Genomic DNA, 12,189 nt, shown 5'->3' with positions numbered 1-12,189 from the left:
GATCGAACATGTGGCCATCGGTCGCCTCGCGCACGGGACGACGACGAAGCCCAGAAGCTCGGCACACACTGAGCGTGGTGGCTATCGGTGTGCGTCTCGGAGCGCAGTGGTTTGAATCTGATAACCCTGCGGGCTCAGGCGTCGCAGGACTTCGGAATAGGTGCCGGTGCGGTGCAGGAGCGCGGTGGTGGCGCGTCCGGCGCGGAGGGCGACGGCATCGGCGGCGGGGGAGGTGGGCAAACCGCAGGTGGTGCGGATGTGCCGTGGAATGAGGGCGAGGCCGACGCGGGCGAGTGCGGGGTAAGCCTGGAACAGGGAAGCTTTGGTGAGGCTGCCGTCGAGGGCGCGTGGATGCAGGATGGCATCGAGCGTGCTGCGGGTTTGGGCGTTGACGCAGATCAGGTGGCGGGAAGCCGCCCATAGCCTGCGGTATTCCTCGTGACTGGCGGGGAGGTGGTCTAGATCGAGGGCTTCGGCTGAGAGTCCGTGCTCGGCGGCGGAGGCGCGCAGGGCGTCCTCGTCGACGCCGAGGGTTTCGAAAGCGATCGCTGCTTCTCGGAAGTAGCGATCGGCATCTTCGGGGGTGAGTCCTCCGGCCAATGTTTGGTAGGCGTAGTAGACCGAGTGCCAGCTGAGCATGTGGTTGCCCAGTTGCAGGTAGGGGTCGAGGGCACTGTATCGGTTCCCGGTCATGGGTTCGGTGCCGACGATGCGGGCGTGTAGCCGGTCGAGACGGAGATTGGCCTTCGCGACGGTGTCGGTGTCGGCGAACACGACGGTCAGGAAGTAGTACATGGTCCGGTTGAGGCGTCCCAGGGGATCCTCCCGGTAGCGACTGTGCTCCTCGAGTGCGGCGGCGCCGTGCGGGCTGGCGACCATGTCGAGCACGAACGAGCGCATGACGCCGGGGATCACGGCCGGATGCGACCACACCTTCCACGACACCGAATCCGGGCCGAACAGGCCGTCATCGACTCGGGTAGTCGGGACCTCCAGATGAAACTGCTGCTCCACCGCTCGGCCGGCCGACTCGGCGATGTGCCCGCAGGGCGGGGTCGCGCGCTGGGTGTGGTTCGTGGCCACTTTGCCACTCCTCTCGACAAACACAATCAGAAACGCAATGATTCTCTATATGAGAGTACATGATGTTTCTAGATTGGAGAGGTGGTGGATGTGAGTATCCGTAGACCGCTGGTCGGTTTCGCGGTCTTCGCGCTGACATCGATCCTTGTGACCGCCGTTGTATGGAACACCCTGTCCCGCAACGTGAAAGGTGAAACGGGCACCTATACGGCGACGTTCTCCGACGTCTTGGGTTTGCACGAGGGCGACGACGTACGGATGGCGGGCGTGCGGGTCGGCAAAGTCGTGCGCATCGGGCTCGACGAACGCAATCGAGCACTGGTTACTTTCGTCGTGCAACGCGAGCAGACGCTCTACAGCGACACCAAGGCGTTGGTGCTGTACCAGAACCTGATCGGGCAGCGGTATGTAGGTCTGGCGCCGGGCGTGGAGTCCGAGGGGGCCCGTATTCCCCTGGGTGACCGCGCATCCATCCCCCTCGATCGCACCGAACCGTCGTTCGATATCTCCGGGCTGCTCAACGGATTTCAGCCGCTGTTCCAGGCCCTGGCCCCGGAGCGGGTCAACGCGATGGCAGAGACCCTGATTCAGGCTTTGCAGGGTAACGGGGTGTCGTTGAGCGCGTTCATCATTCAAGCCGCGACCCTGGCTGGCGACTTCCAGCGCCGCGACGCTGTGCTCTCCGACGTCATCACGAATCTGTCGTCGGTGATGACGGGTCTGGCCGCACGGGGCGATGAACTCGAAACGTTGGTCACCCAGACCCGGGCGCTGATCGGCGGGCTCGCCGAGCAAGGGCAAGCCCTCCAGGCATCGACGGCCCAGATAGCCGATGGCACCACGGAGTTGTCCGCCATGCTCGGCCGCATCCAGCCACGCATCGCATCGGCGCAGAACAGCACCGGCCTCGCACTGACGCTGCTGCTGACCAACGGCGCAAAACTCGACCAGGCGGTAGTGGATCTGAACTCCGTACTGGCGGGCATCGGCGGAGCCTTCCAATACGGCACCCATGCCACCGGTCACCTGTGCGGCCTCGACATCTCCCTCTACGGCGTGCTGTTCCCCCGTGGAACATTCAGCCAGATCGGCGGAAGCGCGCACTCACCAGAATGTCGGTGATGATCACGCCACCGTTCGCTCACCGCACCACCGACTACTGTGGCGCTATGCGCAGTACCGATGCCACGGTGTCGCCGACGACCGCCGCCATCGTGTTGCAGTTGCTCTCCGGGTCCACCCCCACGCCGCTGCCCCGGCACCGGCACGAGCTGTCCCGCGAAGACGTCCGGGAAACTCAGCGTGCCCGCGTCGTCGCCGCGGCGATCGAGCTGTTCGCCGATCTCGGGTACTCCCAGACGAAGGTGCAGGACATCACCAAGAGTGCCGGCGTGTCCCGCAAGACTTTCTATGAGCTGTACGCCAACAAAGAGGACGTCTTTCTCGACGCTTACCAGGCGGTCGGTGTGCTCATCGGCGAAGCGGGTGTCGGTGTGGATGACACCGATGACCTGTCCGTTACTCCGGAGACCATGCTTGAGTACGCGCAGCGATTGTTGCTGGTGATGGCTTTCGCGCCCGCGGCTACCCGGATGTTCTTTCTCGAAGCCCTCGGGGCGGGCCCGCGGGTGCGGCTTCGGCGTAACCAGGCGATCGACGAGTTCGTCACCGCCACCGCGCCGTCGCTGCAAGACTTTCGCGCCCGGTACGAACCCGATCTGCCGGCGCTGACCACCGAGCAATGCCACGTGGCGGTGGCAGCTTGCATCGAACTCATCACCCAGTACCTCGCCGATCACGAGGCGGCCACCCTCGCGCTTCTGGCCCCTCGGCTGGTCGATGCCGTACGCGCGATCGTGATCCCCAATTATCGCTCTGAGTAACTGAAGGCTGACGTCCTTGTGCAGCCTGACCTCGTTGGTGTTCAGGCCGCCCATCGGGGTGCGCTGGTGCGGAACTGTCACAGGTGCTCAGTAGGGCGGAACGCTGTTGAGAATGGGAAACACTGTGTAATCTCATAACCAGAATCACTGTGTTTCTCATTTGATGAAAGGATCGGCAACGTGGCCGTTTCCAAGGCACTTCCACTCGCTATCGGCGACCAGCGGCACCGTCGGGCGCCGGGACCACCCGCGCTGCCGCTGGCCGGTGCTCTCTACGGCGCCGGATACCTGCTGGGAGGAGAAGGCTTGGGGCACAAGCTGTTCGACTACTACGGTTCGATCGTCGCGGTGCCGATTCTCGGATTCGGACGGGTTGTTCTCGTGAACGATCCCGAGCTGGTGAAGCAGGTTGGCCGCACGCGAGTTCAATCCGTCCCGATCACACACGGTGCTGTCGACCCTTTCACCGACCATGATTCCGGTGTAGTCGCAACTCCCGCACTGTGATTCACGCCGTCTCGGCCGCGGTGTCCCGCTGGAGCAGGGCTGGGAGGTCGCCTGGCGAGGATACCCACGGAACCAGTTCGAGCGCGGGCAGGACCAGATCGTCGAGCGCGGGGATGTGTATGCCCAGCTCGGACATGCGGCGCGCGACGCGCTCGAGCGACTGTCCCAAGCGGTTGGCGACATCGCAGAGGTGCGCCAGGGAAACGGGTTTGCTCTCGTGCAGCCAATCGTGCTCGATGCGGTCCTGACGTTGCCCGAGCATCACGAGATCATCTCGATCGACCTGCTCCCCCAGCTCGACGCCTTCCGGCATCCGCAGGCCGTAGGCCGTCAATCGGTCGACAACCGCGGGAATGGATCGCCCTACGCGATGTGAGATTAGCAAGACCTCACGGACGGTGACGGCGCCACGGTTTGTGTCGTAGAACCAGCTTCCGAAATCGAGTTCTTCGGAATCGAAATCTTCGTAGATCAGGATGATGCGTTCGTCCAGTTCATCGAATCGTCCATGCCTCGGCACCTCGAATCCATACTCGTGCAGGCGCGTGCCCACTCTGATTAGAGAGGGGAGTCGATCCTTCCCTGCGAACTCGGAAAGAATGCCGAGCGGGATCGGCTCCTCGATCCGCAGCCAGCCGCCATTCATGCTGTCGGCCAGGATTTCGAGATCGGAACTCGCCCAATCGCCGGGAATCGGAGGACCGTCCTGGTAGCCGTAATCGGCCAGCCGATCGGCCACCTCCGACGGAGTAATGTTCAGGTAATCGGCAACACTCAAGATGTGTCCGGGCGGAACTGTTTCCCGGACGTCGAGCCATGGCCCCCTGGTGTCGTCGCCCTCGCTGAGCAATTCGGCGTCGTACTCGGTGATCGCATCGACGACGGTCCCTGCAGCGAGCTGGAATCCGTAATCGCGAAGTCTCGCGACTACCTCGGCGGTGGTGATGTTCATCTCCCGGGCAGCCGCTGAAATGAAGCCTGGCTGAATCGGTTCGGCGACGGCGAGCCACGGGGGACTACCGTCCAGAAACCTGCTGAGGAGTATCAAGTCACCAGATCCGGCGTCGTCCGGGATTTCGGCGGGCGCTGTCACTCCGTACTTCTGGAGTCGTTCGATAACCGATGGGATCGTGAGACCGGTATCAACGGCCGACTTGACTATCCGTCCGGGAGAAGCCGGAATGTCATGCCTCGAATAGCGTGAATAGGAGGTTACGACGGGCTCGAGGAGTATTTCGTCCTGCTCGTCGATTCGACGGGGCAGGCTGCTCGGTGTGCTCAGCTGGTACCCATATCGCGCCAGGCGTTCTGCGGCGTGTGGCAGGTCGATACCTAGTTCCTTGATCGCATTCAACAAGTGGCCGAGCGACACCGGCTCCGCGATCGGCAACCAGCCGTCTCTGGATCCCGGCTCCAACTGCAGCAGCTCGATGTCCAGGCGCAGGACTTCGGAGTGTGCTGCGGAGGGAGCGGTGTCGACGATCCGCTGCGCCGAGGCGGCGTCGAGTACCCGCAATGCGACAGCTCGTTCGACGATGCGCGCGAGCTCCAGTCCCGAAACCTGCGCAATCCGCAAATAATGCCCTGGTTGCGTGAGGCCTGCCGGCGAGCTCCAGCGCAGGTTTTCGCGTTCTGTGATGATCAGGGCATCGGACGGCCGACCCGGCATGGTGGTGGGCGCGGTGGACAGCCCCGGAAACGCGGTGGACAGTAGCCGCCATGCGGATCCGGTTCGGTGTGCCAGCACCCGCCACAAGAAGATGTGGTCCGGCGCCCTTCCATGGATCGTCTTGGGTTCGTAGCCCAGCTCCTTCGTGATCCGCCACCAGTCCCGGACGGTCAGTTTTAGCAAGTCGACGTCCGGTGGCCAGCTTCCGGTGACCCGGGTATCGTGTTGCCGATTGCCGATGGCCAAGGCGCTACGTGCGTCGGCTGCGGCGTCGGTGAGGATATCCGCAACCCGGGGACTGGTCGCCGAAATGCTGTAGATCCACGGATGATTCAAGAAAGCAGGTGGATTCTCCACGAGCTCCCGCGCCGTCTCTGTCAGCAGATCCGCTACCCGTTCGGCGACATCCTGAACAATCATGGTCCGATCGACCGACAGCTGAATCTGCCCGTCACCGGTGAGGTTGACGATGGCTCCCGCGGGCACGATCGATCCCTCGATGCTGGCCAGGACGCCGGTGTGCTGCGCCGTGCCGACATTGATGCCGTCGACCAGGAGACCTCCGCCTCGTTCACACCACACAACTTGCCCGGTCGGTTGCGGCGTGCAGTGAAACAGTCCGCCGTGCGCGCTGACACCGTCGCTGTCGCGTGAGCTGTGCTCGCCCGCGTTCAATTGCTGTGGTAGCCAGACCTGCTCGTCGCTCTGTTCCCCATCGTCGTGGATCGCGGTGGTCCGGAACTCGGCGATGCCGAGGAGCCGCCGCAGCGCGGTGACGGCTGACATGGCCCGGGCATCGGAGCGTAGATATAGACGCACCCTGGTCCCCGGACCGACAGACGGGGGATCGATCTGCTTGATGTGGAAGAGATGCCCGGGCCCCACAACTGTCACCTGAAGCCACTGACCGGCCAGACCTCCGGAGCGCGGCAACCTGCTCGTCGTCACCTGGATCTCGTCGGCGAGCATGAAGTAGCTGAGCACACCGATGCCGAACCTGCTGTTCGGGAACATCTGTAGTCCGATGCGCGCCCATTCGGCGCGCTCCTCCACGAACTCCGACATGCCGGTGAAGCTGATGCCCGCGCGGGAGAACGCGCCCATGATCTCTGGCTCGCCCATGCCGACACCGTTGTCGTGGCATTCGATGTACATCCGGCCGTCTCCGTCGATCCGCTGCTCGATACGGATCTCGCCTTCGAAAGTGGAGCGCTGCCCGGTCTGCCGCGCGCAGTACTCTTCGCGGGCGCGCCGGTACCGGCAGGCGTCCAGGGCGTTCTGATACATCTCGCGGATCGCCAGGTCCGGCGAACCGTACAGCTGGTTTCCCATCAGGAGTTCTTGGATGCGCCGCTCGTCGACAGTGAAGCGGGCATTCCAATCCTGGAACTTCGCCTGGCCATCGGAGTCCACGGCGGGCGTCACCTTGATCGCGGACGCATAGGAGGGGAGACCGCGCAGCAGGTCGAGAGACGGATCCGCACTGTCAACGAGGAACCGGTGGATCGCCTTCAACCGTGTATCGACGGTGCCGACGTGTGAGCGGACCGCGTGCAGTGCGGCCGGATGGTCGCAGTCGGCATCGAGTTGGCAGCCACCGGGTTTGCGGCCGGAGCCAGCGAGTTTCCACCGGGCGTGACACAGCGTCGCGCGCAGCTCGTCCAGGTCCACCGGCTGCGGAATACCGAGGTGGTCGACGACGACCTGGGAGAGCTGTGTGATGTCCAACGCCAGGGTTCGCGCCGTGACCAGCAACAACCCCACCATTCGTTCCCGCAGCGGCTGCGTTCCACGCGGACCGGCAAGTCCGAGATAAGAATGCGGCTTGAGTCGCATACCGCCCTCGCTAGTCAATCGGTTGATATCGAGGGACAGGCAGCCGATCAGCGCCGTGAGGCGTTCCGGCTCCAGGATCTCCGCGAGATCATTGTGCAGCTTCGGCAATTCGCCAAGCAGCTCACGGATCTCGGTGAACTCGATCGGCTTACGCTCGGCTACCCAGCGATGCAGCAGCCACCAGTCGATCTCGCGCCGGGCGGATCTGCGGTCGGGCAGTGCCGCCTGTCGAGCGCGGCGCAATAGCCACTGATAGTCGAGCAGGAAGCCCTCGAAGTCGTTGTGGCCGTGCGCGGTCGAATCCGAGGGGCTTTCCGTGGGCAAGATCGAAGCGGCGAGCCGGGCCGTCGTTCTGGCGAGTTGCACCTGATGGAGAAACGGTGTGAGCACCAGTAGGACGGCCTCGCCGTGGCTGAGCTGCTCGGTGTTCTCGCCCTGCGTCCACGAGGCCAGGCACTCGACGGCCAGGGCATAGCGGTGCAGGAAGCGCTCGTCCCGCCACGGATCATCGATCGTGGTCTCGGCCCGTGCGTACAGCGTCGCGAGGGCCCGCGCCAGTTCCGCGGTTCTGACTTTGAGGTCCTCGCTCCAATGGTCGGCGGGTATGTGGCACCAAATCTGGTGGTGGGTAACCAGATTGGCCCATTCCAGCGCATATCGGCCGGTACTGTCGTCGGGTCGGTCGACGGACTGGCGCGCCGCCGAATGCAGCTTCGTCCAGTGCGCCCGATCCACGATGCGACTCGACCAGGCGAGATAGGTTTCGATCATCGGCCAGATGTCGTCGAAGTCGTCCGGAACACGACGGTTGAACCAGTCACTGGCGGTCTGCTTCGGGATGTGCTTGCGGGCCCGCTCCCGGCTGCGGCCGTGTCCACGCAGGGCCGCGGTCTCCAAGTCCCGGAGTTCGGCGAACCACCGACTGCGATCGCCGATGTCTCCCATGGTGCAAACCCCCTGTCGGACAAACCCCTCGGACAAGCTCGGACACGAACTCACCGGCAGCGTAGCGGGTCGTACTGTCCGGGCGTCCGAGATCGCTGGCAGCACAACCGCTACCGGCCCTATCACTGAGCCACGGCCGAGGCGGCAAGCGGCTCGGCCCCGAACGAAGGTGGTTGCGATGACTTCATTTCTGGCTCTACTCCATGGCGCCCCGCGTCTCGCCCTGGTGACGGTGGCGCTGGTGCCGCTGCTGATCATCGTGCTGGCGAGCGTTCCGGCACTGCTGGTGCTGCCCTTCCTGCCGGACGGCACGGATCGGAGCTTGCGACTGATCCGCACGCTCATTACATGGCTGCGGGTGACGCTCGAGGGTAGCGCTGGCACAGCGCGGGGTTAGCGCCATGGACCGGCGTGGCTCAGTTGGTCACCTTGCGGGTTAATCTCGCGATCTCGACAATGATCTGGTCAGGGTGGCCGTCGTTCTGGACCGGTGCGTCCAGGACAGTGTCGATGTGGGTGTAGCCCCAGGGGTCATGACGCGCGGTGCTGAGGTCGCTCCAGAGCCCCTAGGATGCCGGGCCGGACCAGCTCGCCCGACAAGCCAGGCCAGGGACAGCTCCACCCATCCTGAAATCGGCATGGGCGGACGTTCGACCGCGCGGGCAACTTGCCTGGAGACGCTTACCGGCCGTGCCCCATTCGTGCCCTGAGCCAGGGGCAAAGGGGGTAAATCCGGGTGCCTCACGCGCAACCGGTAGCCCAGGTCAGACCGTTTTTCCCGCCTATTCGTCTGCTTCCCAAGCAGTGAGATTTCCCGTCGGCAGATGCGGATGTTCGTGACCGAGCGGTATGCGGCATGAGCGGACGTGGTGCTGCGACCTCGGGCACGGGAGGTCGTGTCGCAGGCAGCCAATACAGTCTCCGGTGTGGGATACATGACTTCTTGGGTCGCGGTTCGCGGAGATGTTCCGGGTGACCTGTTCGACGAATTGGGGCTGATCGATCTCGAGGGCCGTTCGGTAGCCCAAGAATCGGACTTTGCCGCAGCGGCACTGCGCGGCGGATGGGTGACAGTGCTCGTCCGCGACACCCATCCGGGGTATCCGTACCGCCCGGATCTGCTGGCGCGGCTTTCTCGACGCGCAGAACTGGTCACGTGCCATGAATCGACGTACGGACCGGAAAGCGCCTCTGCCCGATGGTGCAACGGTCAGCAGGTGTGGAAAGCCGAGCACCTCGCGGAGACGACAGACGTCACCATTGAAGGAGACGTGCCGGACGTCTTCGATGAACTGATGTCCGCCGCTGGCGTTCGCTCTGCCCGAGACTCCGGAATCGACGAATTCTATGAGGTGCCAGTCGAGTTGGCCAAGTCCATCACCGGATTCCGGCAGGACGAGGCTGTCCGAGGAGCCCCACCAGCGATCCGACTCGGCATGGACGTCAAGGCCTTCGCGCTCACGCCGGTCGAATACTCCTGGACCGTCACCAAACTGGATGACGAAGACCAATTGCGAGCCGTCATGGGGGAGGCCATACATCAGTTCCATCGCAGCGAGTTTCCCGGCACCCGGCTGTTCAATCGGACCGGCGCCAATGACAACGGTCGGCGGCGAATCGACGGCGGAACTGTGCCGGCGGTCATGGCCATCAGTGGCTTCGATCGGTGGCGGCCCGAATTCGAAGCCACCGTCGCTCGCCGTGTCGCAGAGGTTGCTCCACAGGCGAAACTTACCCTGAACTGGAATTTTCCAGACGCGGAGCAAGGCATGCAGGAGGCAGATAGTCGATGATCCCTCTGCGAGTTGGCATGAGCCGGAGAGCGGCCCTGAACGCCGTGTAATCGGCATGAGCGTGCACTCAAGTCCGTGTAGTACAGCTCGGGGGCGTTGCCGACGACGCTGACTCTGGCGGCGATGCGGAGCTCGATCCAGAAGAAGGCGTGCGCACGACTCGCGCGCACGTCTTCTTACTGGTCGGGTGCGCCCAGATGGGTTCGGGTGGTGCGGTTGAGATGCTTATCCCCTCGATGTGGCGTATCGGTGGTGAAACGTGCGGCTCCGGGTGGGGCGGCCGCGCGCTGGTTTTCACTGCGCAACGGGAGGGCGAAGATCGCCGTGTGAAACCCTTCGGACGAAACTCATTCGGCAGTAAGGGCTTTGGTAGGTGTGGAAGTTCCGGCTCCCCGGACGAGGGGGTGAGGTTCGCCGGTGAGGACGGCTAGTGCGGCGGCGACTTCGTGCACTTGGGCTTTGACGTAGGTATCGGTTGTGCCAGTGGTCTTTCCGCGGTGCCCGGCGAAAGCTCGTGCCACGGCATAGCTGAACGTGCGTTCGACCCACGTCAGTGTGGTGTGGCGTAGCCAGTGCGTGGTGACACCTTGTGTGGCTACCCACGGCAGCGATTCGCCGACCCGGCCCCAGATGTAGTCGTATCGGCGCCCGGTGATCGGGCGGCCGTGGTCGTATCGCAACAACTGGCCGTTGAACGGGGCGTGCCGGGTGGTCGCGTGGTCGTGCAAGTGCCGCATCAGTGTCGGCGACACGGGCTGCCAGCGGTCTGAGCCGCCTTTCTCCCGAAGGAACACCAGGCATTGGTCGCGATCGAGGTCTTGTGGTCGCATCGCCAGCGCACCGCCGCGGCGGCATGCGGTTTCGAGATGGAACCGCAGGATCAGGGAGTCGAGTTCGGGGTCGTCTCCGGATGTGGCTGCGATCTGGCAGATTTCGGCGACTTGGCCGGACGGGATCGCATAGCGGTGTGAGGGGCGGCGGGTCGGGATGGGTAGCTTCCGCGCTGGATTGTCCTGCGGTCGAATCCAACCGGCTTCTTCCGCGTAGCGGTAGATGCAGCGCACAGCGGACACGTAGTGCTCGACCGCGCTCGTTCCACCCCGTGACGCTCGATTCGTTCGAGCGGTCGCTTGCACCATCTGTGCGAGTTCTTCCAACTCATGGTGGGTGGGTTCGCCCAGAGATCGGTTTGCCCATCGGGACTCGAGTAGGTCGACGTGGGTGCCATAGGTACGGGCCGTCCCCGCTGTCAGGCGGGCCCGCACGCGCGGGATCGCCTCGGCGAAAGTCGGCGCGGTGGGTGCGGTGTCGATGAGATCGGTCGCGGTGATGCCCATCTGGACCAGCAGTAGCCGAGCAGCAGCCAGAGCTTCGGCAGTGACAGGGGAGCCAACAGTGTCTGTCACAGTGTCTCCTCCAGAAGGCGTCGGCTCTGACCGGTCAAGTTGTCGAGCACGGCGGGAGGATGGATCAACAGTCCGCGCAGCGTGCGGTGTGCCATCAGCAGCACCCGGTCGCCTTCCATCAGTCCGACGCGGCGGCGCGTGCGGAACGGGATACGCAGGAACCCGGCACCGGTCATCACGACCGACCCGTCCTCGGTCTCGCGGACAAGGATCAGTCGGCCCTCCGGACACGACAGGGTTAGCCGGGTACCCGGAGACCAACCCAACTGGGTGAACACCGAACGGTCGGCAACACGTCCGGATTCTCCGATTACAGCTATCCCGTAGGCAAGGTTCTTGTTGGCTGATTGGGGAACGGCGAACACCGGCAGTGGGCCGTGGATGCGTTCTTCCAGCCCAGTCAGCGGTGGAGTCAGCGGCTCGATCATCGCCGATCACCCCGCCCCGACGGCGACATGAGACGCCAGGCGTCCGGCTGATCAAAAGTGGCACAGCTGCCACCCTGAGAATTATGTTCGCGCAGGTCAGGCGCTTCTGGTGCCGAACTTGTGTGTCTACACGGGCACTCGCACACCCGATAGTGCGCGAGCGCTACTCGCGTTCGAAAATCTGGCCCACAGGCCGGTTTCGAGGAACGGCGATCATCGCCGAAATGTGGCACAGCTGCCACCGGTGAAAAAAGTTTGCCCTGGTCAAGGTCATACACGGGTGCTCTCCTGGGTGTACGAGTGCACTCGAACACGCAGAAGCCCTGATCTGGCCCGAGAGCCAGGAATCTGTGCGCGAGAGGGGACTTGAACCCCTACGTCCGTGGACACCAGAACCTAAATCTGGCGCGTCTGCCAATTTCGCCACTCGCGCTTGGATGTGTACGACCGTCCAAACTCTACCGGGCGAATCGGGCTTCGCGAAGCGTTGGGGCGGCGTGGCGTACTCGTGGGTAACACGACCTGGGGTTATAACGATTCAGTAACTCTCAATGTGAGGGGCACTCATGTTTGAGAACTCGGGTAACAGGCCGGACCTGCGCGTTCAAACATGAGGCTGCGTCATGTTTCAGAAGATTT

The 12,189-nt window shown here is 63.7% G+C and carries 9 protein-coding genes and 1 tRNA gene; 5 read left to right on the top strand and 5 right to left on the bottom strand.

The features are described from left to right. Positions 1-81 precede the first annotated feature (81 nt). The gene (locus tag ACWFRF_RS30195) at positions 82-1,083 is read right to left on the bottom strand and encodes an oxygenase MpaB family protein (protein WP_452453509.1); all 1,002 of its coding nucleotides are present in this window, start codon (positions 1,081-1,083) and stop codon (positions 82-84) included. Positions 1,084-1,173: 90 nt separating this feature from the next. Here ACWFRF_RS30195 and ACWFRF_RS30190 point away from each other — a divergent pair, with 90 nt between their 5' ends. The 3 genes from ACWFRF_RS30190 to ACWFRF_RS30180 all read left to right on the top strand — a co-directional run bounded on the left by ACWFRF_RS30190 (position 1,174) and on the right by ACWFRF_RS30180 (position 3,473). Further along, a complete protein-coding gene (locus tag ACWFRF_RS30190) occupies positions 1,174-2,205 on the top strand; it encodes an MCE family protein (RefSeq protein ID WP_452453507.1) in 1,032 nt (343 codons plus the stop codon). A gap of 47 nt (positions 2,206-2,252) precedes the next feature. After that, positions 2,253-2,966, top strand: a complete 714-nt coding sequence (locus tag ACWFRF_RS30185) for a TetR/AcrR family transcriptional regulator (RefSeq protein ID WP_452453505.1) — start codon at positions 2,253-2,255, stop codon at positions 2,964-2,966. Positions 2,967-3,146: 180 nt separating this feature from the next. After that, positions 3,147-3,473 (top strand): hypothetical protein, encoded by a 327-nt coding sequence (locus ACWFRF_RS30180; protein WP_452453503.1) that lies wholly within the window; start codon positions 3,147-3,149, stop codon positions 3,471-3,473. A gap of 1 nt (position 3,474) precedes the next feature. Here ACWFRF_RS30180 and ACWFRF_RS30175 read toward each other — a convergent pair whose 3' ends face one another. Then, complete coding sequence (locus tag ACWFRF_RS30175) at positions 3,475-7,923, bottom strand: wHTH domain-containing protein (protein WP_452453501.1); 4,449 nt, start codon at positions 7,921-7,923, stop codon at positions 3,475-3,477. A gap of 178 nt (positions 7,924-8,101) precedes the next feature. Here ACWFRF_RS30175 and ACWFRF_RS30170 point away from each other — a divergent pair, with 178 nt between their 5' ends. Both ACWFRF_RS30170 and ACWFRF_RS30165 read left to right on the top strand, forming a co-directional pair. Next, positions 8,102-8,320, top strand: a complete 219-nt coding sequence (locus ACWFRF_RS30170; protein ID WP_410877458.1) for a hypothetical protein — start codon at positions 8,102-8,104, stop codon at positions 8,318-8,320. A 529-nt stretch (positions 8,321-8,849) separates the two neighbouring features. Then, positions 8,850-9,716, top strand: a complete 867-nt coding sequence (locus ACWFRF_RS30165) for a hypothetical protein (RefSeq protein ID WP_452453499.1) — start codon at positions 8,850-8,852, stop codon at positions 9,714-9,716. Between the two features lie 347 nt (positions 9,717-10,063). Here ACWFRF_RS30165 and ACWFRF_RS30160 read toward each other — a convergent pair whose 3' ends face one another. The 3 genes from ACWFRF_RS30160 to ACWFRF_RS30150 form a co-directional block, all read right to left on the bottom strand. Next, positions 10,064-11,122, bottom strand: coding sequence for a tyrosine-type recombinase/integrase (locus ACWFRF_RS30160; RefSeq protein WP_452453497.1), 1,059 nt, complete (start codon positions 11,120-11,122; stop codon positions 10,064-10,066). Next, positions 11,119-11,550, bottom strand: a complete 432-nt coding sequence (locus ACWFRF_RS30155) for a hypothetical protein (RefSeq protein ID WP_452453495.1) — start codon at positions 11,548-11,550, stop codon at positions 11,119-11,121. The genes ACWFRF_RS30160 and ACWFRF_RS30155 overlap by 4 nt, the downstream gene beginning before the upstream one ends. A gap of 351 nt (positions 11,551-11,901) precedes the next feature. Next, a tRNA-Leu gene (locus tag ACWFRF_RS30150) sits at positions 11,902-11,983 on the bottom strand. Positions 11,984-12,189: the final 206 nt, after the last annotated feature.

Source organism: Nocardia sp. NPDC055165 (genome assembly GCF_053606985.1).
The sequence above is the reverse complement of the archived record's forward strand: the minus strand, read 5'-3'. Positions and strand labels throughout refer to the sequence as shown.

What these genes read in the sequence shown, in the direction of transcription:
- ACWFRF_RS30185 (WP_452453505.1), top strand. Translation starts at nt 2,253, where the DNA reads ATGCGCAGTACCGATGCCACGGTGTCGCCGACGACCGCCGCCATCGTG.
- ACWFRF_RS30175 (WP_452453501.1), bottom strand. Translation starts at nt 7,923, where the DNA reads ATGGGAGACATCGGCGATCGCAGTCGGTGGTTCGCCGAACTCCGGGAC.
- ACWFRF_RS30170 (WP_410877458.1), top strand. Translation starts at nt 8,102, where the DNA reads ATGACTTCATTTCTGGCTCTACTCCATGGCGCCCCGCGTCTCGCCCTG.
- ACWFRF_RS30155 (WP_452453495.1), bottom strand. Translation starts at nt 11,550, where the DNA reads ATGATCGAGCCGCTGACTCCACCGCTGACTGGGCTGGAAGAACGCATC.